Below are 24,842 nucleotides of genomic sequence, written 5' to 3'. Positions count from 1 at the left end.
GAACGTTCACGGGAACGTTCTCGGGCGCCTGGCGGACGCGGAAAGGACCCCATGTCGTACCTCGAAGACCCCGGCCCCGGCCGCGGTTCGCTTCCGCCGCGCGCGGCGTTCACCTCCGACGCGCCATCGTTGTCACTGAACGGCACGTGGCGGTTCCGGCTGTCGCCGAGCCTCGCGGCCGCGCCGGCGGGGATCGAAGCCGAGAGGTTCGACGACTCGGCCTGGGACGAGCTGCCGGTGCCGTCGCTGTGGCAGCTGCACGGCCACGGGCGGCCGGCCTACACGAACGTGCCCTACCCGTTCCCGGTCGACCCGCCGCACGTGCCGTCGGACAACCCGACCGGTGACCACCGGCTGCGGTTCGACCTGCCCGCGGACTGGCCCGCCGGGTCCGCGGTGCTGCGCTTCGACGGCATCGACTCCTGCGGCCGGATCTGGCTCAACGGCACCGAGCTCGGCGTCACGCAGGGCAGCAGGCTGCCGTCGGAGTTCGAGGTGGGGCCGCTGCTGCGGCCGACCGGGAACGTCCTCGTGGTGCGCGTGCACCAGTGGTCGGCGGGCAGCTACCTCGAAGACCAGGACATGTGGTGGGCCTCGGGCATCTTCCGCGCCGTCACCCTGCTCGCCCGCCCGGACGGCGGCATCGGCGACTACTGGATCCGCGCGGACTACGACCACGGCACCGGCCTGGGCACGGTTCGGGTCGAGACCGGTCCGGACGTCGTGCTGGACATTCCCGAGCTGGGCGTCAGCGGGCACCCGGCGGGGGAAGCGCTGAAGCTGCCGGTCGAGCCGTGGAGCGCCGAGACGCCACGGCTGTACGAGGGCACGCTGGCCACTGCGGCCGAGCGGGTGCCGGTGCGGATCGGGTTCCGGACCGTGACCATCGAGGACGGGAAGCTCAAGGTCAACGGGCGCCCGCTGATGCTGCGCGGGGTCAACCGCCACGAGCACGACCCGCGCACCGGGCGGGTGGTCTCGCCGGAGACCGCGCTGGCCGACGTCCTGCTGATGAAGCGGCACAACGTCAACGCGGTCCGGACCAGCCACTACCCGCCCGACCCGGCCTTTCTGGAGCTCTGCGATACCTACGGCCTGTGGGTGATCGACGAGTGCGACCTGGAGACCCACGGTTTCGAGCCGCTGGGCTGGGCGGGCAACCCGAGCGACGAGCCGATCTGGGCGGAGGCGTACCTCGACCGGATGCGGCGCACGGTCGAGCGGGACAAGAACCGGCCCAGCGTGATCCTCTGGTCGCTGGGGAACGAAAGCCACACCGGGGAGAACCTCGCGCGGATGGCCGAGTGGGTGCGCCACCGCGACCCGACCCGGCCGATCCACTACGAAGGCGACCACGACTGCGCCTACGTCGACGTGCACAGCCGGATGTACGCCACGCACGAGGAGGTCGAGCGGATCGGCCGCAAGGACGACGACAACGCGCGGCGCCGGGAGCTGCCGTTCCTGCAGTGCGAGTACGGGCACGCGATGGGCAACGGCCCGGGTGGGCTGCTGGAGTACCGCGAGCTGTTCGAGCGGTACCCGAATTGCCAGGGCGGGTTCGTCTGGGAGTGGATCGACCACGGCCTGGCCGCCGACGGGCACTTCGCCTACGGCGGCGACTTCGGCGAGCCGATCCACGACGGCAACTTCGTCATCGACGGCCTGGTCTTCCCCGACCGGACGCCGTCGCCGGGGCTGGCCGAGTTCGCGAAGGTGATCGAGCCGGTCCGGATCGAGGCGGACACGTCCGGGATCCGGGTGAGCAACCACTACGACTTCGTCGACGCCGGGCACCTCACCTTCACGTGGGTGCTCGAAGACGAAGGAATCGCCGTCGCCGAAAGCGTTCTCGAGGTCCCTCCGGTCCTGTCGGGACAGAGCACGGTGGTGTCGCGGCCCGCCTTGCCCGCGACGAGCGGGGAGTCCTGGTTGACGGTGTCCGCGGCGCTGACCTCGTCGACGGCGTGGGCACCGGCCGGGCACGTCGTCGGGTGGGGCCAGCTGGCGGTGTCGGAGGCACCGGTCGCGGCAGCGCTCCCGCCGCGCGGACCGGTGTTCCGCACCGGCGGGCGGCTGGTGCTGGGCGCCGGTGAGTTCGACCCGGTGACGGGCACCTTGTCGGCCCTCGGCGGGCACGTCGTGGCCGGGCCGCGCCTGGACGTCTGGCGCGCGACGACCGACAACGACCGGGGCACGTTCGCGGGACGGCCCGACGCCGACCAATGGCGCGAGGCCGGGCTGCACCGGATGCAGCACCGGGTGATCGCGGTCGACGCCGACGGCGAGGAGCTGGTGGTGCGCACGCGGGTCGCGCCGCCGGCCCAGCCGTTCGGGCTGTTCGCGGACTACACGTGGACGGCGTTCGACGACCGCCTCCGGCTGCGCGTCGAGGTGACCCCGGACGGCGAGTTCCCCGGCACCCTCCCCCGGCTCGGGCTGGCGATGGCGATCCCGGGCGCGTGGGGTTCGGCGGAGTGGTTCGGCGGCGGCCCGGGCGAGGCGTACCCGGACAGCCGCCAGGCGGCCCGGATCGGCCGGTTTTCCAGCAGCGTCGAAGGGTTGCAGACGCCGTACGTCTTCCCGCAGGAGAACGGCAACCGGACGGCGGTGCGCTGGGCCGCGTTGACGGCCCCGGACGGCGCGGGCCTCCGCATCGACGGCGAACCGGTCTTCGACTTCACGGCCCGCCGCTGGACTGCCGCGGCGCTGGAGGAGGCGCGGCACACCGATGACCTGGTGCCGGACGAGCTGGTGCACCTGACGCTGGACGTGGCCCAGCACGGCCTGGGGACGGCGTCGTGCGGGCCGGGGGTACTGCCTCGGTACCGGCTGGTGCCGCAGAAGACGGAGTTCACGCTGTGGTTCCGGCCGGTGCCGGGCCGCTAGTTCCGCGCCGGCCGGCTCGCCGGCTGGTCAGCTTCGCAGCATTGGTGGGTAGAGCAGGTCCGCCGCGCCTCGCCGGTACAGCCGGGCCGGGCGGCCGCCGTCGCGGGTGGTCGTTCGGTCCGTCGGCTCCAGCAGCCCCTCCGCTCCCGTCACCTTCCGATGGAAGTTGCGCGGGTCCAGCCGCGTGTCCCACACCAGCTCGTACACCCTCCGCAGCTCCGCGACCGTGAACTCCGGTGGGCAGAACGCCGTCGCCAGCGGGGAGTACTCCAGCTTCGCGCGAGCGCGCTCCACACCGTCGGCCAGGATGCGGTCGTGGTCGAACGCCAGGCGCTCGGTTCGCAGCGCACGCACCGGTGCCCAGCGCGCCTCCGCCGCGTCCGTCCCCGCGCGGGGCACCGGGAGGTCCGGCGCCAGCGCCAGGTACGCCACCGTCACGACCCGCATCCGCGGGTCGCGGTCGGGCGCGCCGTAGCCCGCCAGCTGTTCGATGTGGACGGTCCCCGGCGCCAGCCCGGTCTCCTCCGCCAGTTCCCGGCGCGCCGCGTCCGCCAGGTCCTCGTCCTCCCGGACGAATCCGCCCGGCAACGCCCACTCCCCCTCGTACGGCGGGATTCCGCGGCGCACCAGCAGTGCGCACAGCTCGTCCCCGGTCAGGGTGAGCACGACGAGGTCGACGGTGACGGCGAACGGCGGGTGACCCATGCCACCCACCCTAATCGTCAGCTTGACGATTAGCGAGTCCACCCCATATCGTCACGGCGACGATAAGAGGAGGGCTCCATGGCTCACATCGACCGCCGGTTCGGGTTCCGGCACCTGCGCGGTGCGCCCACCGTGCACATCCGGCACTACCGCCGCGGCAAGCTCGCGCACGACGGCGTCGGGCTGTCGTTCTGGTACCGGCCGCTGACCGCGGTCGTCTCGGAGGTCCCGGTCGACGACCGCGAGCTCCCGCTGCTGTTCCACGCCCGCACGGCCGACTTCCAGGACGTCACCGTCCAGCTCGCCCTCACCTTCCGGATCGAGGACCCGGCGCTGGCCGCGCAGCGCATCGACTTCTCCATCGACCCGGACACCGGCCGCTGGAGAAGCGATCCCCTGGCGCAGATCAGCGGGCTGCTCACCGAGAACGTCCAGCAGTACGCGGTCGAGGTGCTGACCCGCACGCCCCTGGCCACCGCGCTCGTCGACGGCGTCCGCGCGGTCCGCGACCGGATCCGCGCGGGCCTGGCCGAAGAGGACACCCGGCTCGCGCAGACCGGCTCGGCCGTGATCGACGTCCGCGTCGTCGCGATCCGGGCCGAACCCGAGGTCGAGAAGGCACTGCAGACGACCGCACGGGAAAAGGTGCAGCAGGAGGCCGACCGCGCGACCTTCGAGCGGCGCGCGCTCGCCGTCGAACGCGAACGCGCGATCAGCGAAAACGAGCTGCAGAACCAGATCGAGCTGGCCCGCCGGGAGGAGCAGCTACTCGCCCAGCGCGGTGCGAACGCCCGGCGTCAGGCGGAAGAAGCCGCGGCGGCGAATCGGATCGAGACGGAGGCCCAGGCGTCGCGCGAAGAGCGGCTGACGCAGGTGAAGGCCGAGGGGAAGCGAGCGCTCGGCGAGGCCGAAGCGGCGGGCGAGGCGGCCCGGTTGGCCGCGTACCGCGACCTGCCCGCGGGTGTGCTGACCGGGCTGGCGCTGAAGGAACTGGCCGGCAACCTGCCGCGGATCGACAGCCTGGTGCTCACCCCGGACCTGCTGGCGCCGCTGCTGACGAAGCTGGGCGTCCGGTCGTGAGCCTCGCCCCGCGGGTCGTGCTCGTCCACCGCCGCACCGAGCTGGACGAGCTCGTCGCCCGCCACGGCACCCGCGGCCAGGCGGAGTTCTTCCTGCGCACCCGCGGGCGCGACCTCGCCGAGGTCACCGCGGCGGACGCGGCCGTGCGCGCCGCGCTCGCCGCGGCCAGTGCCGCCATCCCGCTGGACTGGCGGCGCGGCGAGGTCGAACGCGCCGACCTCGATCGGTTCCTCTTCACGCCCGAGGACGTCGTCGTGGTGGTCGGGCAGGACGGCCTGATCGCCAACGTGGCCAAGTACCTCGACGGCCAGCCGGTGATCGGCGTCGCGCCCGGCGAGCCCGGTGTCCTGGTCAAGCACCCGGTCGAGGCCGTCGCGGACCTGGTGCGGTCCCCGGCCGACGTCGAGCACCGGACGATGGCCGAGCTCACCGCGGACGACGGCCAGCGGCTGCTCGCCCTCAACGAGATCTACCTCGGGCACCCCGGCCACCAGACCGCCCGCTACCGGCTGGGGGTCGGTGGCGGGCGGCCGGAACGCCAGGCGTCGTCGGGCATCCTGGTCGGGACGGGCACCGGGGCGACCGGCTGGTGCGGCTCGGTGTGGCGGGAACGCCGCAGCGAGCTGCCCCTGCCGGCCCCCGGCGAGGCCCGGCTGGTGTGGTTCGTGCGGGAGGCGTGGCCGTCACCGACGACCGGGACCACCTGCACCGAAGGCGAACTGACGCGGGCGCCGCTGACGGTCGAGGTCGAATCCGACCGCCTGGTCGCGTTCGGCGACGGTCTCGAAGCCGATACCGTCGCCCTCACCCGCGGCCAGACGGCGACCTTCGCCCCCGCGGCGAAGACCGTCCGCCTGGTGCGCTGACCGAACGGACGACACGGCGTGTCAGGTGCCGTAGCGGGCTTTGACGATCGACGGCGTGTCGAGGTTGTGGCCCGCGTCCATGCTCTGCGCCAGCCGCAGGTACTGGCCCTCGGCCCACATCAGCGGGCCCGCGCTGCCGGTCGGGCGGCCGAGGCCGAAGCAGCCGACGTCGGCGCGGTCCCAGACCTGCTCGGGCACGAAGTAGCCGTCGTTGGCCGAGTCCGCCATGGACTTCAGGTACACCGCTGCCGAGCGGCCGTTGGCGAGCTCGTACTGCCCGCGCTCCCCCGACAGCACCGGCCACAGCCGCCCGAACCGCTGGGTGCCGCCGGCCGGCCAGCCGCTGCAGTTCGCGGTGCTCTCGCCGTAGTTGTCGTGCGGGTAGCGGTGGAAGTAGACGTCCCCGTTCGGCAACGTCACCTGCATCGCCGCGTTGCCGTCCGACGCAGCGGCCGTCGGGGCCACCGAGTTGGCGATCGTCGCGTCCCCGGCCGGCCGGATGCCGAGCCGCACCAGGTCGAGGAAACCGAAGTCGGTGACGTCGTGCTCGTAGAAGCAGCCTTCGTCGAAGCAGATCGTCGCGGTGTCGTTGGGATTGCCGGCCCGGTCGAGCCGCTCGTAGTAGGTGTGGCCGCCCCAGTAGCCGGACGTCGTGACGGTCCAGCCGGCCAGGGAGTTCCGCCAGGAGTCCGCGGTGGACTCCCACGTCGACGCGCTCGCCGTGTCGCCGTTCGCCCGCGCGATGGCCCCGGCCGCGATCAGCCCGGCGATCTCCGCCGCCACCGACGAAGGCGACTTGCCGTACTGCTCCTCCCAGCGTTCGGTGGTGTCCGGGCCGGTGGTGACGATGTGGTTCGCGGTCGTCTTGACCTTCGCGTAGGTCGACGCGTCGGTGAGGCCGGTCAGCCAGGCCAGCAGGATCGCGTCGGCGTCCTGGTCCAGCTGCCCGCAGCAGCCGAGCTGCTGGGCGCTCGCCCCCGCGACCCCGGACACCGGGCTGTAGCGCGGGAAGGACCCCGCGGGGTACGTCGTGCCGTCGCCCGCCGTGGGGCTGCCGATCCACTGCGCGTTCCAGAGGAACTGGGCCATCCGCTTGGCCTGCGCGCTGTCGCCGGCGGCCAGGAGACCGGTCGCCTGCTGGTAGAGGTCGCGGCCCCAGACGCGGTGGTAGCCGTCGTTGAGGTGGTCGCCGTTGGTGAAGTCACCCCACGGCGTCGCCAGGCCCGCGACACTCGCGCCGGGGTGCTGCTTGTCTTCGGCCGTCTTCAGCGCCATGGCCGCGACGTAGTAGGCACGACGCCGTTGCGTGTCCCCGGAAACGCTGGCCGGAGCCGGCTTGAGGCCACCGACGTAGGTGTTCCAGCCGCTGCGGTAGGACGCCGACACGCCGGCGAACCCGCTGCTCAGCGAGGCGCTCGCGGCCGAGGACGCGGCGGCCGCGGTGCCGCCGTAGCCGAGTGCCACGGTGAAGGTCGTGTCCGAGCCGACCGGGATCTGGCCGCACTGGACCACGTTGCCGGTGCCGGAGACGGCGTCGAACTGGTTGTTCAGTGTCTTGTCGGCGCGCAGGTCGACCAGGCAGTCGCTGGCCGCGCCGCTGTAGCCGTTGTCGTGCGCGGTGAAGCCGGTCGAGACGCGCAGCGCGGAGACGACCGTGGTGGCCGTTCCGCCGAACAACGTCTCGGTGCCGCTCGCCATCAGGGCACCGGTGGTGTCCCACCAGGCGTTGTCGTTGGCCCCGCCACCCGCCATCGACGGGTTGGCGAGCAGGTAGAGGCGGTAGGTGCCGCCGTCGAGGGACTGGAACCGGGTGTTCGTGACGAGCGTGGCGCGGGCCGGGTCGGTCATGTAGTTCGTGGTGATCCGGTACTTCCCGCTCTTCGCCGTGTTGGTGATCGTGTACTGGAGCGCCTTCTCGTCGGGCATGGTCACGACGTGGTTGGTGGCGTCGCGTTCCAGGTCGACGAAGGTCGAGCCGTCGGTGACGACGAACTGCATGTCCTGCATGTTCGGGACGTCGGCCCGGGGGTAGAAGACCTCGGACGTGACGCCGTTGGCGACGGTGAACCAGACCGGGCTGGCGGTGGTCGTCGACGTGCCGAGCGCGGACTTGTTGCCCGTTGCCCAGGAGGCTCCGCCGCCGCAGCAGTCTGTTGCGGTGCCACTCGCCGAGGCCGTGCCGGGCACCGCCCCGGCGAGCAGGATGCTCGCTCCGGCGCAGGCGAGGACTGCTTTCCACCTGATCATCGGGTCCCTCCGACGGCGTTGTCGTGGATATGTTGTGGGTCGCAACATATTGAGGGGTGCGGGGATGACAGGCAATGTCCGATGGGTCTGTATCGATGCAGGCCTGCTCGTTGCCGCAACCCCGAAGCCGCGATTGTGACTACGGCCGGCAACGCCGCGTCAAGGCGGGAAAGCGTGCCTTGACCCGGCGCTGCCGGCCGTGTTGGGGCTTCGGATCGGGGTTGCGGGGGTGTGGGTTTCGGTGGGTGGGCTGCCGGGCTTTCCGGGAGCCCTGAGACCGGCCGCTCAAGCGTCGGCTATGCGGTCCAGCCACTCTGCGAGCAAGACTCGTTCGGCCTTCGTCAGTGCTGTTGCGCCGTCGAGGCCTGCCCGCAGGGCGATCGCCCGCTCCGGGAGGTCCGAACCCGCCGGTTCCTCGGTGCCGGTGAGAATGCGGGCCAGCACGGTCTCCCGGGCCGTTGCCGACAGCTCGGGGTCGCGCTGGTCTTCCGGTGTCGCGATCTGGGAGAGCACCACGCCCATGCCCGCCGCGTGCGTCAGACGGGCTGCTCGCTCCACGCTCACCCGGAGGCGCCCGGCGGCGGCGACGCGCTCGACGATGGCCCGCAGCATCGCCTCGGCTTCGCGAGCCGCCGGTGAGGTGCGGCCCGGGCGGGCGTCGCCGTACATCAGGACGTAGAACTCCGGGCGGGCCAGGCCGAACTCGATGTGCAGGTCCCAGCCGCGGCGGAGGTCCTCGACCGGGTCGCCGGTGGAGCCCATCGCGCGCTTGCTCTTCAAGTACTCGTCGAAGCCGTAGGCCGCGACCGCGTCGAGCAGGCCGTCCTTGTCGCCGAAGAGGCGGTACAGCGCCGGCGGCTGGACGCCGGCCGCCGCGCTGACCGCTCGGGTCGAGAGGCCGTCGCGGCCCTCCGCCGCGAGCAGCGCCGCCGCCGCTTCGAGGATGCGCACGCGCGTGTCCACCGCCGTCTTCGTTGCCATGGTTCCAATGATAACAAGTCCTCGGTAGCACTCGTTCGGTATCAGTGATACCGTTGGACAGGTATCGACGGAAACAGGAGATTCCATGCGCACCCGCACCCTCGGCCGGACCGGTCCGGCCGTCAGCGCCCTCGGCCTCGGCCTGATGGGCATGTCCGACCTGTACGGCCCGGCCGACGAGACCGAGTCCGTCGCCACGGTGCACGCCGCCCTCGACGGCGGTGTCACCCTGCTGGACACCGGCGACTTCTACGGCATGGGCCACAACGAACTGCTGCTGCGCGAGGCCCTGCGCGGACGCGACCGCGACAAGGCGGTGATCAGCGTCAAGTTCGGCGCGCTGCGCGGCCCGGACGGCGCCTGGCTCGGCTACGACAGCCGCCCCGAGGCCGTCAAGACGTTCCTCGCCTACAGCCTGCGCCGGCTCGGCACCGACCACATCGACGTCTACCGCCCGGCCCGGCTCGACCCGGCCGTGCCGATCGAAGACCAGGTCGGCGCGCTGGCCGAACTGGTGCAGGCCGGCTACATCCGCCACATCGGACTGTCCGAAGTGGGCGCGGAGACGCTGCGCCGCGCCGCCGCCGTGCACCCGATCTCGGACCTGCAGATCGAGTACTCCCTGCTGTCACGCGGAATCGAGGCGGAGATCCTGCCGGTCGCGCGCGAGCTCGGCATCGGCGTCACCGCGTACGGCGTCCTTTCCCGCGGCCTCCTCAGCGGCCACTGGACGCCGTCGCGCGAGCTGACCGCGGCCGACTTCCGCAGCCACAGCCCGCGGTTCCAGGGCGAAAACCTCGATCGCAACCTGGCCCTCACCGACGCACTCGGCAAGCTCGCCGCCGCCAAGGGGGTCACGACCGCCCAGCTCGCCATCGCGTGGGTCGCCGCGCAGGGCGAGGACATCGTCCCCCTGGTCGGCGCCCGCACCCGGGTCCGGCTCGCCGAGTCCCTCGGCACCACGGACGTCGAGCTGACCGGCGCCGAGCTGGCGGAGATCGAAGCCGCCGTCCCGGCCGGGGCCGCGGCCGGCGGCCGGTACGCCGCCGCCCAGCTCGATCACCTGGACAGCGAGAAGTAGTCGGCCGCCACGCGGTGCGCGAGGCGGCGCAGCAACGGCGCCGCCTCCGCCATGCACCGCGCCGGGTCCGGTTCCAGGTCGGTCAGCGCGTACGCGGCCGAGATGCCCGCGTCCGCCAGCTGGGCCGGGGACAGCCGGCAGCGTCCGGACACCGCGACGCAGGGGATGCCCCGGGCCGCCGCCGCCCGGGCCACCCCGGCCGGGGCCTTGCCCGACAACGTCTGCTCGTCGAGTGATCCCTCGCCGGTGATCACCAGCGACGCACCCGCCAGGGCCGCGTCGAAATCGAGAAGGTCCAGCAGGAGCTCGATGCCCGGCCGCATCCGGGCGCCCAGCACCGCCATCGCGGCGAACCCCACTCCCCCGGCCGCCCCGGCGCCCGGCCGTTCGGCGAACGAAGGTCCGGCGATCGACGCCCAGTGCCGCAACGCGGCGTCCAGGGTCTCGACCTCGGCCGGGGACGCGCCCTTTTGCGGCCCGTAGACCGCGGCGGCGCCGAGCGGCCCGTACAGCGGATTGTCCACATCGCACGCCAGCTCGATGTCCACTTCGGGCACGTCCGACAGGTCCAGGGAGGCGAGCCGGGACAGGGCCGCACCCCCGGCGGGCAACTCACGGCCCGCAGAGTCCAGGAGCCGGGCGCCCAGCGCGGTCAGCATCCCCGCGCCGCCGTCGGTGCAGGCACTGCCGCCGACGCCGAGCACGATCCGGCGGCACCCGGCCCGCACGGCCGCGGCGATGACGTCGCCGGTTCCCGCGCTGGTCGCGACGAGCGGCTCCGGCGCCCCGGGCAGCCGGTGCAGTCCGGACGCTTCGGCCAGCTCGACGACCGCGGTGTCCCCGCGGACCGCGTAGCACGCCGTCACCGGTGCCCCGGTCGGCCCGCGGGCCGGGACCGGCACCCGCGCGTACCCGGCGGCGACGGCGGCGTCCACCGTGCCTTCGCCGCCGTCGGCCACCGGGAGGGTCCGCGCCGCCACCGCGGGGTGGACGTCGGCGAGACCGGAAGCCACCGCCGACGCCACCTCCCCCGCGGTGAGCGAGCCCTTGAACTTGTCCGGGGCGACCAGGACCCTCACGCGCTCGCCTTGAACGCCCGCCAGTCGCCGATGTCGGTGATGTCCCGCAGGGCGACGTGCGAGGTGTACGGCCGCCGCAGCAGCATCGCGAACGCCGAACTGCCGTCGGCCAGCTCCACCACGCCCAGTTCCAGCTCGTGCGGCTCGGCCGGCAGCACCCGGTCCCGCAGGGTGTCCAGGGAGACGTCGTAGACCTCGCCGGTGACCGCCGCGCCGCCGTGCGACACCGGGTACAGCGCCGGGCACTGGTCGCCGACGGCGTAGAACCGGTACTTCGGCGCGGTGTCCGCCGTCGCCACGAACGGCGATCCGTCGAGGAGGTGGTGCAGCGGCTCGCCGCGCATGGCACCGCCGTTGAAGAACATCAGGGGCACGGGGAACTCCTTACCGGAAAAGGGTTTCGACACCGTCGATGGCGAAGTACACCGCGAACACCAGCGCCAGCACCGACAGCAGCCAGCCGGCCTCGCGCCACTTGCCGCGGCCGATCTTGATCAGCACGAACGCGATCAGGCCCGCGCCGACGCCGTTGGTGATCGAGTAGGTGAACGGGATCAGCGCCGCGGTCAGGAAGACCGGGATCGTGTAGTCCGGGTCGTGCCACGGGATGGTCCGGCACTGCGCGACCATCAGGCCGCCGATGACGACCAGCGCGGGCGCCGCGGCCTGGGCCGGGACGACCCCGGCCAGCGGCGTGAACAGCAGCGTCCCGGCGAACAGCAGGCCGGTGACGACGCTCGCCAGCCCGGTCCGCGCGCCCTCGCCGACGCCCGCCGCCGATTCCAGGAACACCGTGTTCGGCGACGAGCCGGTGACCCCGCCCGCGATCGCGCCCGCGCCGTCGACCAGCAGGATCCGGCCCATCCGCGGCACTTTCCCGTTCTTCGACAGGCCGGCTTCGTCGGAGACGCTGGTGATCGTGCCCATGGCGTCGAAGAAGCCGGAGAGCACCAGCGTGAACAGGAAGACCGTGGCCGCGAGCGCGCCCGCGGAGGCGAACCCGCCGAAGAGGTCGATGTGGCCGAAGAGCCCGAAGTCGGGAGCGGCGACGACGTGGGCGGGCAACGCCGGAGTGGTGAGCCCCCAGCCGCCGACGCCGAACCCTTCGTGCAGCACGACGGCGAGCACGGTCGCCACCCCGATGCTGATCAGCACCGCGCCCGGGACCTTGCGGGCCATCAGCACGATCATCAGCAGCAGGCCGAAGCAGAACACGACGATCGGCCAGCCGTGCAGGTGCCCGCTGGCCCCGAGGCGCACCGGGACCGTGGTCTGCGCCGCGTCCGGCATCCGGGTCACGAACCCGGCGCTGACCAGGCCGACCAGGGCGATGTAGAGCCCGATCCCGACGGTGATCGCCATCTTGAGCGGCCGCGGGATGGCGTTCATGATCCGCTCGCGGACCCCGCTGACCGCCATCAGCACGATGCACACGCCTTCGAGCACGACCAGCCCGAACGCCTGCGGCCAGGTCATCGACGGCGCCATCTGGAAGGCGACGATCCCGTTGATGCCCAGGCCGGCGGCGAGCGCGAGGGGCGCGTTGCCGACGAGTCCCATGAGGACGGTCATCACGGCGGCGGACAGCGCGGTCGCCGTGGTCACCTGCGCGGCGGAGAGCCGGGCGCCGGTGATGTCGGCGGAGGCGCCGAGGATGAGCGGGTTGAGCAGCACGATGTAGGCCATCGCGACGAACGTGGTGACTCCGCCGCGGACTTCGCGGCCGATCGTGCTCTGCCGGGCCCGCAGCTCGAACAGCTTGTCGAGCAGCGAACGGCGTTGTTCGGGTACCTCGTCGACTACTGGGGTGGGGACTTCGGTCTGGGTCATGCGTCCTGCCCTTGCCGGTGGGGGGTGCTCGGCCAGGGCCAGGCACCACGCCGTGCCTGGCCGAGCGGGACGTTCGATTCGGGTGTGCTCCGGTCAGCTGCTGACTTCGTGGGTCAGTAGTCGGTGCGGTCGCTCTTGTCGAGCCAGGCCGCGAAGGGGGCGAAACCGTCCTTTGCGGACAGTCGAGTCACGGGGACCGTCCACGTTTCACGGGGACGGTCGAAGAGTTCGTAGAAGGCGCGGTCGTCGAAGCCGGCCTTGGCCGCGTCGTCGCGGTCGGCGGCGAAGAGGACCTTGTCGACGCGCGCCCACAGCGCCGACGACAGGCACATCGGGCACGGCTCGCAGCTGGAGACCAGCACGCAGCCGTCGAGCTTGAACGTGCCCAGCGCCTGGCAGGCCGCGCGGATCGCGACGACTTCGGCGTGCGCGGTCGGGTCCAGGTTCGCGGTGACGCGGTTGACACCGGTCGCGACGACCTCGCCGTCTTTCACAATCAGCGCGCCGAAGGGGCCACCGCCGTTCTCGACGTTGTGGGTGGCGATACGGACGGCTTCGTCGAGCCATTCGGTCTCGACGGAAATCGACGTGGTCATCTCAGACTCCGGTGATGTGCTCGGGGCGGATCGGGACGCGCGGCAGCTCGAGGCCGGTGGCCGCGCGGATGGCGTTGGCGATCGCCGGCGTGGCCGAGATCGTGGGCGGCTCGCCGACGCCGCGGACGCCGTAGGGCGCGTGCGGGTCGGGCCGTTCGAGCACGTCGACCTGCATCGGCGGCATGTCGAGGATGGTCGGGATGAGGTAGTCGGTGAACGACGGGTTCCGCACCTTGCCGCCCTCGACCAGGATCTCCTCCATCACGGCCAGGCCGAGGCCCTGCGCCGAGCCGCCCTGGATCTGGGCGACGACGGCGTCGGGGTTCATCGCCTTGCCGACGTCCTGGGCGCAGTCGAGCTGGACCACCTTGACCAGGCCGAGGTCGAGGTCGACGTCGACGACCGCGCGGTGGGCGGAGAAGCCGTATTGGACGTGGGCGTCGCCCTGGCCGGTCTCCGGGTCCAGGGGGGAGGTCGGGCGGTGGTGGAACTCGCGGGTTTCCTCGATCGCCGTGTCGCCGAGCAGCTCGGCCAGGTCGGCGACGACTTCGCCGTCGGCCGCGACCACCTTGCCCCCGGCGAGGGTCATGCCTTCGGTGTCGCGTCCGAGCCGGGCGAAGACCGTCTCCGCGACCGCCCGGCAGGCGTTGCGGACCGCGCCGCCGGTGACGTAGGTCTGCCGGGACGCCGAGCTGGAGCCCGCGTCGCCGACGCTCGTGTCGGCCGGGTGCACGCTCACCCGCGGCACGCCCAGCTCGGTGCGGGCGATCTGCTGCTGCAGCGTCACCAGGCCCTGGCCGACCTCCGCGGCGGCGGTGTGCACCATCGCCACCGCTTCGCCGCCGATCACCTCCAGCCGGACGCGGGCGGTCGAGTAGTCGTCGAGGCCTTCGGCGTAGGAGATGTTCTTGATCGTCACGCCGTAGCCGACCCCGCGCACGACACCTTCGCCGTGGGTCGTGTTGGACGCGCCGCCCGGGAGCTCCCGGATGTCGCGTGCGCCGGTGGGCTCGGGCGGGAGCGGCAGGTCGCGGACCCGCTGGACGAGCTCCGCCACCGGCGCCGGGAAGTCGACCACCTGCCCGGTGACCACAGTGGATCCTTCGCTCAGCGCGTTGCGGATCCGCAGCTCCGCCGGGTCCATGTCCAGTGCGGCGGCCAGTTTGTCCATCTGGGACTCGTAGGCGTAGGTCGGCTGCACCGCGCCGAGCCCGCGCATGGCGCCGCAGGTCGGGTTGTTCGTGTAGACACCCCAGCCCTCGATGCGGGCGTTCGGGACGTCGTAGGGACCGACGCTCAGCGTGGTGCCGTTGCCGACCACGACCGGGGTCTTGGACGCGTACGCGCCGCCGTCGAAATACAGCTTCGCGCGGACGTAGACGAGCTTGCCGTCCTTCGTGGCCCCGTGCTCGTAGTACATCTTCGCCGGGTGGCGGTGGACGTGCCCGAAGAACGACTCCAGGCGGTTGTAGCTCATCTTCACCGGACGGCCGGTGCGCAGGGCCAGCATGCACGAGTGGATCTGCATGGACAGGTCCTCGCGGCCGCCGAACGCGCCGCCGACCCCGGACAGCGTGAGCCGCACCTTCTCCAGCGGCAGGCCGAGCGCCTTCGCCGTCTGGCGCTGGTCGACGTGCAGCCACTGGGTGGCCAGGTAGAGGTCGACACCGCCGTCCTCGGCGGGGACCGCGAGCCCCGACTCCGGCCCGAGGAACGCCTGGTCCTGCATGCCGATCTCGTAGACACCGGACACCACGACATCCGCGGTGGCGGCCGGGTCGCCCTTGACGATCCGCTGGTGGCGGACCAGGTTCCCGCCCGGATGCAGCTTCGGCAGCGTGTCGTCGTGCGCGGCCCGCTCGGGATCGGTGATCGGCTCGAGGACGTCGTACTCGACGACGATCTCCTTGAGCGCCTGCCGCGCGATCTCCGGGTGGTCGGCGGCCAGGATGGCGACCGGTTCGCCCTGGTAGCGGACCAGGCCGTCGGCCAGCGCCGGGGTGTCCTGGTACTTGAGGCCGTAGACGTTCTCCCCGGGGACGTCCTCGTGCGTCAGCACCGCGTGCACGCCCGGCTGGGCCAGCGCGCGGGAGACATCGAGGCGGACGATCCGGGCGTGCGGGTGCGGGCTGCGCAGGGTCGCGCCCCACAGCATGTCCTCGTGCCAGAGGTCCGAGGAGTAGGCGAACTCGCCGCGGACCTTGAGCGTGCCGTCCGGGCGCAGCGGGCTCTCGCCGATGCCGCCGGCGATCGTGTCGTGCAGCGCCTGCGGGGACCGGGCCGGGGCGCTCATCGGACGGCCTTCCTCGCGGCGGCGTCGCGGACGGCGTCGAGGATCTTCTCGTAGCCGGTGCAGCGGCAGAGGTTGCCGGCGAGGGCCTCGCGGATCTCGACGTCCGTGGGGTCCGGCGTGCGCTCGATCAGGTCGTGCGCGGCCACCAGCAGGCCGGGCGTGCAGAACCCGCACTGGACAGCACCGCGCTCGACGAACGCCTCCTGCACCGGGTCGAGGGCTTCGCCGTCGGCCAGGCCTTCGACCGTGACGACCTCGCGGCCCTCGGCCTGCCCGGCCGCGACCAGGCAGGCACACGCCGGGACGCCGTCGAGGTAGACCGTGCACGAACCGCATTCGCCCTGCTCGCAGGCGTTCTTCGAGCCGGGGAGGCCGAGCCGCTCGCGCAGGACGTAGAGCAGGCTCTCGCCTTCCCAGACGTTGTCCGCCCGGCGGGGTTCGCCGTTGACGGTGACGTTCACGCGCACTTCGCGCTCCCTCCGCAGTATTCGGTCCAAGCCCAGGTCAGCGTCCGCCGCGCCATGACGCCGAGGGCGTGCCGCCGGTAGGCCGCGCTGCCCCGGACGTCGTCGATCGGCGACGCGGCCGCGGCGACCAGGTCGCCGAAGCGGCGTTTCACCGAGTCGGCGATCGGCTTCGGCGCGTCCCAGTCCAGCTCGGCGGCCAGGAACTCCTCGGCGTCGAAGGCCCGGCGGGGCGTGGGGGCCGCCGAGCCGACACCGGTGCCGACCCGGCGTTGCTCCGGGTGCAGGGCCAGCCCGAAGGCGGCCACGGCGATGACCATGGCGTTGCGGGTGCCGATCTTGCTGAACTGCTGCGGCCCGGTGGCCGGCGCCAGGAGCACCGCGGTGATCAGCTCGTCCGGCTCGAGGACGTTCCGCTTGACGCCGGTGTAGAAGTCCTTTGCCGCGACGATCCGCGTCCCGCGGACCGAGGCGATCTCGACCTCGGCGTCCGCGGCCAGCAGCGCCGGGTGGGAGTCGCCCGCGGGCGAGGCCGCTCCGAGGTTGCCGCCGACGGAACCGCGGTTGCGGATCTGCGGCGAGCCGACGGTCCGCGCGGCCATCGCGAGCCCGGGCAGCCGCGTGCCGAGCTCGGTGATGATCCGGGTGTAGGGCACGGCCGCGCCGATCCGGATCCGGCCGCCGTCGGTGCCGTGCTCGTGCAGCTCCGGCACGCGGCCGAGGTCGAGCAGGGACTCCGGACGGCGGTGGTCGAAGTTGAGCTCGACCATCACGTCCGTGCCGCCGGCGATCGGGACCGCACCGGGGTTCGCGGCCTTCGCGGCGAGCGCGCCGGCCAGCGAGTCGGGTCGGAGGAATTCCACTGTGGACGTCCTTTCGGGGCTGCTTCGGCAAGAAGTACACACGCTGGGCTGTGGCCGCGACCACGGCAAAACCCCTGAAAGACGGGTGAATTTCCGGCCCGCGTTTGTACTTTCCTCCAACGCCCGTCCCCCGGGCACGCCAAGGCCGCCGCACGAGTCCTGAACTCGTGCGGCGGCCGTGGTCACCCCGGTGGTCGTGAGTGGTAAGGCGGGTTCTAACCCGCCTTACCACTCACGAGGGTCAGCAGGGTTCGAACTCGCGGACCGCGTCGAGGGCGGCGCCCATCGCGGCGTTGCCCTCGCGTTCGATCATGATCTCCACCAGAACCGGGCGGCTGGTGCGCTCGGCCTCCTTGCGCGCCCACTCCAGCGACGTGCGGATCTCGCCCGGCTCGTGCACGCGGGTGCCGGAGCAGCCGTAGGCCTCCATGATCTTCACGTTGTCCGTGCCGATCGAGTCGTAGTGGATGTCGACCTCGAAGTTCATCTCGTACCCGGTCTCGGCCTGCCGGATGAGCCCGAGGTACTCGTTGTTCAGCATGATCAGCACGAACCCGACGTCGTACTGGGCGGCGACCGCCAGCTCCTCGACCAGGAACTGGAACGAATAGTCGCCGACGACGCCGACGACCTCGGCCTCCGGCCGGGCCTTCTTGACCCCGATGGCGGCGGGGATCTCCCAGCCGAGTGGGCCGGCCTGGCCGCAGACCTGGTAGTGGCGCGGCTTGTGCGCCTTCTGGAACTGGCCCGACCAGATCTGGTAGAGCCCGATCGCGGTGACGAAGTAGGTGTCCTCGCCGAAGGTCTCGTTGATCTCCTTGAACACCCGCGGCGCCTTGATCGGGAGGCTGTCGAAGTCGTCACGCCGGGGCAGCGCTTCCTTCAGCTCGCCGATCCGGCCGACCCACTCGCGCCGCGGCGTCAGAGAGCGCTTCGCCACGGCCGCCAGCAGCGCGTCGAGGAACTCCCGCGTGTCCGAGACGATCCCGAGGTCCGGGCCGAACACCTTGCCCAGCTGGGTGGGCTCGATGTCGACGTGGATGAACTTCCGCTCGCCGCGGTAGACCGCCAGCTCGCCGGTGTGCCGGTCGCCGAAGCGGGCGCCCAGCGCCAGCACCAGGTCGGCCTCGAGGAAGGCCGCGTTGGCCCAGCGCTGCGACGTCTGGATGCCGGCCATCCCGGCGAACAGCTCGTGGTCCTCGGGGAAGCTGCCCTTGCCCATCAGCGTCACCTGCACCGGGACGTCGAGGCGCTCGGCCGCGGCCCGCAGCTGCTCGCTCGCCTCGCCGAGCACGACCCCGCCACCGGCCAGGATCAGCGGGCGTTCGGCGGCCAGCAGCAGGTCCAGCGCGCGCTCGACCCGCGCGGGTGCCGGGGTCACCCGGGTCACCGGCAGCGGCGAGTCGATCGAGGAGTCCCATTCGATGTCCTGCTTCTGGACGTCGATCGGCAGGTCGATCAGCACCGGGCCGGGCCGTCCGGACCGGGCGATCCGGAACGCCTCGCGGAAGATCCACGGCAGCTGCGCGGCCTCCTTGACCTGCACCGCCCACTTCGTCACCGGCTTGGCGATCTCGACGATGTCGACGGCCTGGAAGGCCTCCTGGTGCAGCTTCGTGGTCGCCGCCTGGCCGGTGATGCAGATCATCGGGATCGAGTCCGCGTGCGCGGTGTAGAGCCCGGTGATCATGTTGGTCCCGGCGGGACCGGACGTGCCGATGGCGACGCCGACGTTGCCGTTGGTCCTTGCCCAGCCGTCGGCCATGTGCGTCGCGCCCTCTTCGTGGCGGACGATCAGGTGCTCGATCGCCCGGCCTTGTAGGGCGTTATACAGCGGGAGAATCGCGGCGCCCGGGCAGCCGAAGACGGTGTCGACGCCTTCGCTCTCCAGGACGTCGACGACCGCCTGCATCGCGGGGATTCTGGGCATGTCACACCTCCGCCGGGACGCGGCCCGACAACTGTTCGACGACCTTCAGCAAGGCCGAGTGGTCCAGGGAGCCGTACCCCATGGCGCGGCCGGCGGCGACGAGCTGGGCGACCAGCCCGGTGAGCGGGAGCGCGACGTCGGCCTGCCGGGCGGCGGCCAGCGCGATTCCCATGTCCTTGTGGTGCAGGTCGATCCGGAAGCCGGGCGCGAACTGCCGGTCCACCATGGACCGGCGCTTGAGCTCGAGGATCCGGCTGCCCGCGAGGCCGCCGGCGAGCACGTCGAGGCCCGTGGCGGCGTCCACTCCGGACGCTTCGAGCAGCACGATCGCCTCCGCCACGAGGCCGTAGATCCCGCCCACGACGAGCTGGTTGGCCGCCTTGACGACCTGGCCGGCGCCGTGCGGCCCGACGTGCACGATCGTCTTGCCGACGGCGTCCAGGACCGGTTTGGCCGCTGCGAAGTCCTCGTCGAGCCCCCCGACCATGATCGACAGCGACGCCTGCTCGGCACCGGCCTGACCACCCGAGACGGGGGCGTCGAGGACGCGGATCTTCCGGTCCCGCGCGGCTTCCGCGATCGCGATCGACGTCTCGGGCCGGATGGTGCTCATGTCGATCAGGAGCGTGCCGGGCCCGGCGGTGTCCAGGACGCCGCCCGCGGCCAGCACCACCTCCTCGACCTGCGGGTGGTTCGGCAGCATCGTGATGACGACGTCCGCACCGGCCACCGCGTCGGCGACGCCGGTCGCGGCCCGGCCACCGGCGGCCGCCAGCTTCTCCCCCGCCGCGGGTGTGACGTCGTAGCCGCTGACGTCGTGGCCGGCCGCGACCAGGTGCGCGGCCATCGGGGCACCCATCACGCCCAGTCCGATGAATCCCAGTTTCATGCTCGTCCCCTTCGGGTCTTCGGCAGCCAGGCCAGCGACGTTTCGGTGTCGGGTTCCGGGACGTACTCGATTCCGACGAATCCCGCGTAGCCCGCGTTCTGCAGCTTCGCGAGGTGCCCGCCGAGGTCGAGGGAGCCGGTGCCGGGCTGGTGACGGCCGGGCGCGTCGGCGATCTGCACGTGCCCGATCCGGGCGATGTGCCGCGTCGCCAAGGCGTCCAGGTCGTCGCCGTTGACTGCCAGGTGGTACAGGTCGGCCAGCAGCCGCACGTTGTCGCGCCCGAGGTCGTCGAGCACGGCCACGGCGTCCGCGGCGGTCTTGAGCGGGTAGCGGTCCGCGCCGGAGAGCGGTTCGAGAACCAGCTGCGCACCGATCCGCGCGGCGGCGTCGGCGGCCTGGTCGAGGTGCACGCGGGCCAGGTCGTCCTGCTTGGCCGGGTCTTCGCCGTCGAGCCGGTTGCCGTAGAGGGCGTTGAAGCTGCGGCAGCCGGTGCGTTCGGCGATGCCGAGGGCGACGACGAGGCTGTCGGCGAACTCGGCCTCCCGGCCGATCCAGGAGACGAGACCCCGCTCTCCCGCGGCCATGTCCCCGGCGTAGAAGTTCAGCCCCCGCAGCCGGACCCCGTCCAGGCTCTTCACGAAGGCGTCGACCTCGTCGCGCGCGGGCACCGCGGAGTCGAACGGCCACCAGTACTCGACGTCGGTGAACCCGGCGTCCCGCGCGGCGCCCGCGCGCTCGAGCAGCGGTACCTCCTTGAACAGGATCGACAGGTTGGCGACGTACGGCAGGGAGTGGCCCTCTTCAGGCATCGCGACCTCTAATTTCGCTATCCGGAATTTTTCTTTCGCATATCGAGAATAGCCGCTGACCTGCGCCGGGGTCAACGCCCGGACGACGAAGGCGCCGTGACTCGGCGAGTCACGGCGCCTTCGCGCGAGGGGGTACCGCTACCGGTTCTGGACGTGCTGCCAGCCGAAGCGGCCCTTGATGCAGAGGTTCCCGTGCGTCACCGAGCTGTCGTGCGGCGAAGTCACCTTCACGATCTCGTTGTCCTGGACGTGCAGCGTGAGGTTGCACCCGACCCCGCAGAACGTGCACACGGTCGTGGTCTGCTTCTGCCGGGACTCGTCCCAGGTGCCGTCCTCGCGCTTGTCGTATTCGCGCTTGAAACTCAGTGCGCCGGTCGGGCAGACCTCGACGCAGTTGCCGCAGTACACGCAGGCGCTGTCCGGCAACGGGTTCGAGAAATCCGTCGAGATCCGGGCGTCGAAGCCGCGGCCGGCGACACTGATCGCGAACGAGTTCTGCCACTGCTCGCCGCACGCGTCGACGCACTTGTAGCAGAGGATGCACTTGCCGTAGTCCCGGACGTACAGCTCGTTGTCCACCAGGGCCGGTTGCGCGACGGTCGCGGCGTCCGGGCCGAAGCGGTCCGGATCGGCCCCTGTCGAAGCCATCCACTCCGCCACGCCCGGGGTGGTCGACAGGTCCGTCGCCGAGGCCAGGAGTTCGAGGACGACCTTGCGGCTGGTGCGCGTCCGTTCGGAATCGGTGTGCACCACCATCCCGGCCTCGGCCTTGCGGGAGCAGGATGGCACGAGCGTGCGGGAGCCTTCGACCTCGACCATGCAGACACGGCAGGCGTTCGCCGGTTCGAGGGTGTCGCCGTAGCAGAGCGTCGGGATATTCTTGCCCACCGCCGTGCACGCGTCGATGATGGTCGCCCCTTCGGGCACCCGGACGGTCTCGCCGTCCACAGTGAACTCGACCAGCCGCTTCGGGATACCGATGTCCACAATGGTCACTGCAGGGCTCCCAGCCGGTCGATGGCGGATTCGATGGCGTTCCAGGCGGTCTGGCCGAGACCGCAGATCGACGAGTCGCGCATCACCCCGCCGACCTCGCGCAGCAGCGGGCGTTCGTCGGACTTGGCCGCCAGGACGCGGCGGATCGCCTCCTCCTGGCGCACCGTCCCGATCCGGCATGGGACGCACTGGCCGCACGACTCGTCGCGGAAGAACTCCGCGATCCGCAGCAGGAACCCGCCGAGGTCGGCCAGGTCGTCGAGGACCAGGACGACCCCCGAGCCGAGCGTCGTCTTCGCCGCCCGCGCGTCCTCGAACGTCAGCGGCAGGTCCAGCTCGTCCGGCCGGACGAACCCGCCGGCCGCGCCGCCCAGCAGGATCGCCCGCAGGGTGCGACCCTCCGGCACTCCCCCGGCCAGCGCGAGCAGCTCACGCAGCGAAGTACCGAACGGCACCTCGTAGACACCCGGCCGTTCGACGTTGCCGGACAGGCAGAACAGCTTCGGCCCGGCCGAGGCCTCCGTGCCGAGGGCACGGTAGGCGGCCGCGCCCTCGGTGAGGATCAGCGGCACGTTGACCAGGGTCTCGACGTTGTTCACCACCGTCGGCTTGCCGAACAGCCCCTGCTCGACCGGGAACGGCGGCTTCGTCCGGGGTTCGCCGCGGAAGCCCTCGATCGAGTTGAAGATCGCGGTCTCCTCGCCGCAGATGTAGGCGCCCGCGCCGCGCCGGATCTCGATGTCGAAGGAGAACCCCTGGTGGCCCATGATGTCCGCGCCGAGGAACCCGCGTTCGCGGCAGACGTCGAGCGCGTTGCGCAGCAGCCGCAGCGCTCGCGGGTACTCGCCGCGCAGGTAGACGAACCCCCGGGTCGCGCCGATCGCGTACGCCGCGATCGTCATGGACTCCACCAGCGCGAACGGGTCGCCCTCCAGGAGCACCCGGTCCTTGAACGTGCCGGGCTCGCTCTCGTCGGCGTTGCACACCAGGTAGTGCGGCCCGGCGGGCTGGGCGGCCGTGGCCGCCCACTTGCGCCCGGTCGGGAAGGCCGCGCCCCCGCGGCCGAGCAGGCCGGAGTCGGTGACCTCGCGGATCACCGCGGCCTGCCCCATGCGCAGGGCGTTGCGCAGGGCCGCGTAACCACCGGCCGCCCGGTAGTCGTCCAAACTGGACGGATCGACCACGCCGACCCGGCGCAGCAGCCGGAGCCCTTCCTTCTGGTGGATCACCGGCGGCGCACCCTCCGAAACCGACGGTGCCCGCCCGGCGGCGAGCACGGCCGACGCGCCGGTCGCCGGGGCCAGCAGCTCGGTCGTCGCCGGGTCGCCGGCCTGGAACGTCAGCGCCGCGGGGGCCCGTTCGCAGACGCCGAGGCACGGGCTGCGCAGCCACGTGACCCCGCCGCGCGCCTTCCCCGCGGCGCCGACGTGCTCGGTGAGGACGTCGCACACCGTGTCCGCGCCGTTGACCCGGCAGGCCAGGTCGGTGCACACGTGCACCACCCGCTCCGGCCGCTTCGCCAACGCGAACAGCGAGTAGAAGCTCGCGACGCCGTACGCGTCGGCGGGCGGCACGTGCAACGTCTCGCAGATGAGGTTCAGCGCGCCCTGGCTGATCCAGCCGACCCGGTCGTTGGCCGCGTGGAGGGCGGGGAGCAGCTGGTCACGGCCGCCGCCGGCGAACCCGGCGACCGCCTCCCGTTCTTCGTGCGACGCGATGGCGTCCAGCAGCTTGAGGTCCACTTCAGACCTCGGCCGGGAGCTTGTCGACGCGGATGGCCGCGGCCTTGTACTCGGCGGTCCCGGCGATCGGGCAGGTCGCTTCGATGGTGATGACGTTGACGTCCACCTCGTCCGGGAAGTGGAAGGTCATGAACGCCAGCCCCGGCTTGAGCCCCTTGTCCAGCCGGACGGGTGCGACGATCGCACCGCGCCGGGACGAGATCTGCACCAGCTCGTCGGGTTCGACGCCGAGGGCCCGCGCGTCCTCCGGACACAGGTCGAGGGTCTCGCCCTGCCGCAGCGGGGAGGGGAACCCGCCGGACTGGACGCCGGTGTTGTAGGAGTCCAGCCGCCGCCCGGTGGTGAGCCGGATCGGGAACTCCTCGGTGAGCATGTCCTGCACGATCAGGTGGTCGACGTTGGCCAGCCGCTTGATCGTGTGCTCGCAGTCCGCTTCGGACTGCACCGGGTTCTCGCCGATGACGTACACGCAGGTCAGATCGCCGCGTTCCATCGCGTCGAGCATCTGGGTGAGGTTGAGGCCCTTGTGCGGCGGGATCGACGAACCCCACGCGGTGTCGAACTTGGCCCGGACGCCGGCGTCGAGGACGTCCTGAAAACCGGGCAGCCGGTCCGGGATGGCGCCCATGTCGCCGCCGCCCTGGACGTTGTTCTGCCCGCGCAGCGGGTTCAGCCCGGCGCCGTACCGGCCGACCTGCCCGGCCAGCAGCGCCAGGTTGATCAGCGCCAGGACGTTGTCGGTGCCGTTGTGGTGCTCGGTGATGCCGAGGGTCCAGGACAGCTGCGCGCGGTCGGCACGGGCGTACGTGTGGGCGAGTTCGCGGATCAGCTCGGCCGGCACACCGGTGGTCTTCTCGGCCACCTCCGGCGTCCACGGCTCGACCGACGCGGCGAACTCGGCGAACCCCTCGGTGGCGCGCTCGATGAACGTCGTGTTCGCCAGTCCGGAGTGGATGATCTCCCGGGCGATGGCGTGGGCAAGGGGGATGTCGGTGCCGACTTCGAGCTGCAGCTGCCGGTGCGCCCAGCTCGCCGTGCTGGTCTGCCGCGGGTCGACCACGAACAGCTTCGCTCCTTGGTGGACGGCCTTGAGCACGTGCTGGAAGAAGATCGGGTGCGCCTCGCGGGGGTTGCCGCCCCAGATCACGATGACGTCGGCGTCTTCGATCTCCTGGTAGGACGACGTGCCGCCGCCGCTGCCGAACACGCGGGCCAGCCCGGCGACGCTGGGCGCGTGGCAGGTGCGGTTGCACGAGTCGACGTTGTTCGTGCCGATCACCGCGCGGGTGAACTTCTGCGCGACGAAGTTCATCTCGTTGGTGGCGCGGGCGCACGAGAACATCCCGAACGCCTCGGGTCCCTTGCCGTCCAGGGTGCGGCGGATCCCGGCGGCCGCCCGGTCGAGGGCTTCTTCCCAGGTCGCCGGTCGCAGTACGCCGGAATCGCGCACCAGGGGCTGGGTGAGCCGCACGTACGGCTCGGTGTTCCTGCGCTTCACGGGG

The 24,842-nt window shown here is 71.9% G+C and carries 20 protein-coding genes; 4 read left to right on the top strand and 16 right to left on the bottom strand.

The genetic code is table 11. The features are described from left to right. Window positions 1–51 precede the first annotated feature (51 nt). Window positions 52–2,889 (top strand): glycoside hydrolase family 2 TIM barrel-domain containing protein, encoded by a 2,838-nt coding sequence (locus tag ACFPLC_RS36445; RefSeq protein ID WP_378192628.1) that lies wholly within the window; start codon window positions 52–54, stop codon window positions 2,887–2,889. Window positions 2,890–2,916: 27 nt separating this feature from the next. Here ACFPLC_RS36445 and ACFPLC_RS36440 read toward each other — a convergent pair whose 3' ends face one another. Next, window positions 2,917–3,594: an NUDIX hydrolase gene (locus ACFPLC_RS36440; RefSeq protein WP_378192626.1), complete on the bottom strand. Its 678-nt coding sequence runs from the start codon at window positions 3,592–3,594 to the stop codon at window positions 2,917–2,919. Window positions 3,595–3,672: 78 nt separating this feature from the next. On the opposite strand from ACFPLC_RS36440, the gene ACFPLC_RS36435 reads away from it, so the two are divergent. Then, window positions 3,673–4,674, top strand: a complete 1,002-nt coding sequence (locus tag ACFPLC_RS36435; protein ID WP_378192624.1) for an SPFH domain-containing protein — start codon at window positions 3,673–3,675, stop codon at window positions 4,672–4,674. After that, entirely contained in the window at window positions 4,671–5,540 is an 870-nt protein-coding gene (locus tag ACFPLC_RS36430) for an NAD(+)/NADH kinase (protein ID WP_191305962.1), read from the top strand. Before ACFPLC_RS36435 ends, ACFPLC_RS36430 begins: the two co-directional genes overlap by 4 nt. Before the next feature lie 21 nt (window positions 5,541–5,561). Here ACFPLC_RS36430 and ACFPLC_RS36425 read toward each other — a convergent pair whose 3' ends face one another. Continuing rightward, window positions 5,562–7,787, bottom strand: a complete 2,226-nt coding sequence (locus ACFPLC_RS36425; RefSeq protein WP_378192622.1) for a glycoside hydrolase family 15 protein — start codon at window positions 7,785–7,787, stop codon at window positions 5,562–5,564. 285 nt (window positions 7,788–8,072) lie between these two features. Further along, window positions 8,073–8,768 (bottom strand): TetR/AcrR family transcriptional regulator, encoded by a 696-nt coding sequence (locus tag ACFPLC_RS36420; protein ID WP_378236054.1) that lies wholly within the window; start codon window positions 8,766–8,768, stop codon window positions 8,073–8,075. 85 nt (window positions 8,769–8,853) lie between these two features. Here ACFPLC_RS36420 and ACFPLC_RS36415 point away from each other — a divergent pair, with 85 nt between their 5' ends. Then, a complete protein-coding gene (locus ACFPLC_RS36415) occupies window positions 8,854–9,849 on the top strand; it encodes an aldo/keto reductase (protein ID WP_378192618.1) in 996 nt (331 codons plus the stop codon). Here the strand turns inward: ACFPLC_RS36415 and ACFPLC_RS36410 are convergent. The 13 genes from ACFPLC_RS36410 to ACFPLC_RS36350 all read right to left on the bottom strand — a co-directional run bounded on the left by ACFPLC_RS36410 (window position 9,828) and on the right by ACFPLC_RS36350 (window position 24,838). Further along, window positions 9,828–10,928: a glycerate kinase gene (locus ACFPLC_RS36410; protein WP_378236053.1), complete on the bottom strand. Its 1,101-nt coding sequence runs from the start codon at window positions 10,926–10,928 to the stop codon at window positions 9,828–9,830. The genes ACFPLC_RS36415 and ACFPLC_RS36410 overlap by 22 nt on opposite strands. After that, window positions 10,925–11,302 carry an allophanate hydrolase-related protein gene (locus tag ACFPLC_RS36405; RefSeq protein ID WP_191305957.1) on the bottom strand — a complete coding sequence of 126 codons (378 nt, stop codon included), beginning with the start codon at window positions 11,300–11,302 and terminating at the stop codon, window positions 10,925–10,927. The genes ACFPLC_RS36410 and ACFPLC_RS36405 overlap by 4 nt, the downstream gene beginning before the upstream one ends. A 10-nt stretch (window positions 11,303–11,312) precedes the next feature. After that, a complete protein-coding gene (locus tag ACFPLC_RS36400; RefSeq protein WP_378192614.1) occupies window positions 11,313–12,758 on the bottom strand; it encodes an NCS2 family permease in 1,446 nt (481 codons plus the stop codon). 113 nt (window positions 12,759–12,871) lie between these two features. After that, the gene (locus ACFPLC_RS36395; protein ID WP_378192612.1) at window positions 12,872–13,354 is read right to left on the bottom strand and encodes a nucleoside deaminase; all 483 of its coding nucleotides are present in this window, start codon (window positions 13,352–13,354) and stop codon (window positions 12,872–12,874) included. A 1-nt stretch (window position 13,355) separates the two neighbouring features. Continuing rightward, a complete protein-coding gene (pucD, locus tag ACFPLC_RS36390; RefSeq protein ID WP_378192610.1) occupies window positions 13,356–15,647 on the bottom strand; it encodes a xanthine dehydrogenase subunit D in 2,292 nt (763 codons plus the stop codon). Further along, window positions 15,644–16,114, bottom strand: coding sequence for a (2Fe-2S)-binding protein (locus ACFPLC_RS36385; RefSeq protein ID WP_191305953.1), 471 nt, complete (start codon window positions 16,112–16,114; stop codon window positions 15,644–15,646). Before ACFPLC_RS36385 ends, pucD begins: the two co-directional genes overlap by 4 nt. Continuing rightward, a complete protein-coding gene (locus tag ACFPLC_RS36380; RefSeq protein ID WP_378192608.1) occupies window positions 16,105–16,974 on the bottom strand; it encodes an FAD binding domain-containing protein in 870 nt (289 codons plus the stop codon). Before ACFPLC_RS36380 ends, ACFPLC_RS36385 begins: the two co-directional genes overlap by 10 nt. Before the next feature lie 241 nt (window positions 16,975–17,215). After that, the gene (gene gcl / locus ACFPLC_RS36375; RefSeq protein WP_378192606.1) at window positions 17,216–18,904 is read right to left on the bottom strand and encodes a glyoxylate carboligase; all 1,689 of its coding nucleotides are present in this window, start codon (window positions 18,902–18,904) and stop codon (window positions 17,216–17,218) included. A 1-nt stretch (window position 18,905) separates the two neighbouring features. Continuing rightward, window positions 18,906–19,793 carry an NAD(P)-dependent oxidoreductase gene (locus ACFPLC_RS36370; protein WP_378192605.1) on the bottom strand — a complete coding sequence of 296 codons (888 nt, stop codon included), beginning with the start codon at window positions 19,791–19,793 and terminating at the stop codon, window positions 18,906–18,908. Next, window positions 19,790–20,602: a hydroxypyruvate isomerase family protein gene (locus ACFPLC_RS36365; RefSeq protein WP_378192603.1), complete on the bottom strand. Its 813-nt coding sequence runs from the start codon at window positions 20,600–20,602 to the stop codon at window positions 19,790–19,792. Before ACFPLC_RS36365 ends, ACFPLC_RS36370 begins: the two co-directional genes overlap by 4 nt. Window positions 20,603–20,740: 138 nt before the next feature. Then, complete coding sequence (locus ACFPLC_RS36360; RefSeq protein WP_378192601.1) at window positions 20,741–21,598, bottom strand: 2Fe-2S iron-sulfur cluster-binding protein; 858 nt, start codon at window positions 21,596–21,598, stop codon at window positions 20,741–20,743. Further along, window positions 21,595–23,340: an NAD(P)H-dependent oxidoreductase subunit E gene (locus ACFPLC_RS36355; protein ID WP_378192599.1), complete on the bottom strand. Its 1,746-nt coding sequence runs from the start codon at window positions 23,338–23,340 to the stop codon at window positions 21,595–21,597. Before ACFPLC_RS36355 ends, ACFPLC_RS36360 begins: the two co-directional genes overlap by 4 nt. 1 nt (window position 23,341) lies before the next feature. After that, window positions 23,342–24,838, bottom strand: a complete 1,497-nt coding sequence (locus ACFPLC_RS36350) for a molybdopterin oxidoreductase family protein (RefSeq protein WP_378192597.1) — start codon at window positions 24,836–24,838, stop codon at window positions 23,342–23,344. Window positions 24,839–24,842 lie beyond the last annotated feature (4 nt).

The organism is Amycolatopsis plumensis (genome assembly GCF_042652605.1).
Taxonomy (GTDB): domain Bacteria; phylum Actinomycetota; class Actinomycetes; order Mycobacteriales; family Pseudonocardiaceae; genus Amycolatopsis; species Amycolatopsis plumensis.
The sequence above is the reverse complement of the archived record's forward strand: the minus strand, read 5'-3'. Positions and strand labels throughout refer to the sequence as shown.

What these genes read in the sequence shown, in the direction of transcription:
- ACFPLC_RS36440 (WP_378192626.1), bottom strand. Translation starts at nt 3,594, where the DNA reads ATGGGTCACCCGCCGTTCGCCGTCACCGTCGACCTCGTCGTGCTCACC.
- ACFPLC_RS36395 (WP_378192612.1), bottom strand. Translation starts at nt 13,354, where the DNA reads ATGACCACGTCGATTTCCGTCGAGACCGAATGGCTCGACGAAGCCGTC.
- ACFPLC_RS36420 (WP_378236054.1), bottom strand. Translation starts at nt 8,768, where the DNA reads ATGGCAACGAAGACGGCGGTGGACACGCGCGTGCGCATCCTCGAAGCG.
- ACFPLC_RS36370 (WP_378192605.1), bottom strand. Translation starts at nt 19,793, where the DNA reads ATGAAACTGGGATTCATCGGACTGGGCGTGATGGGTGCCCCGATGGCC.
- gcl (WP_378192606.1), bottom strand. Translation starts at nt 18,904, where the DNA reads ATGCCCAGAATCCCCGCGATGCAGGCGGTCGTCGACGTCCTGGAGAGC.
- pucD (WP_378192610.1), bottom strand. Translation starts at nt 15,647, where the DNA reads ATGAGCGCCCCGGCCCGGTCCCCGCAGGCGCTGCACGACACGATCGCC.
- ACFPLC_RS36415 (WP_378192618.1), top strand. Translation starts at nt 8,854, where the DNA reads ATGCGCACCCGCACCCTCGGCCGGACCGGTCCGGCCGTCAGCGCCCTC.
- ACFPLC_RS36365 (WP_378192603.1), bottom strand. Translation starts at nt 20,602, where the DNA reads ATGCCTGAAGAGGGCCACTCCCTGCCGTACGTCGCCAACCTGTCGATC.
- ACFPLC_RS36435 (WP_378192624.1), top strand. Translation starts at nt 3,673, where the DNA reads ATGGCTCACATCGACCGCCGGTTCGGGTTCCGGCACCTGCGCGGTGCG.
- ACFPLC_RS36425 (WP_378192622.1), bottom strand. Translation starts at nt 7,787, where the DNA reads ATGATCAGGTGGAAAGCAGTCCTCGCCTGCGCCGGAGCGAGCATCCTG.
- ACFPLC_RS36400 (WP_378192614.1), bottom strand. Translation starts at nt 12,758, where the DNA reads ATGACCCAGACCGAAGTCCCCACCCCAGTAGTCGACGAGGTACCCGAA.
- ACFPLC_RS36445 (WP_378192628.1), top strand. Translation starts at nt 52, where the DNA reads ATGTCGTACCTCGAAGACCCCGGCCCCGGCCGCGGTTCGCTTCCGCCG.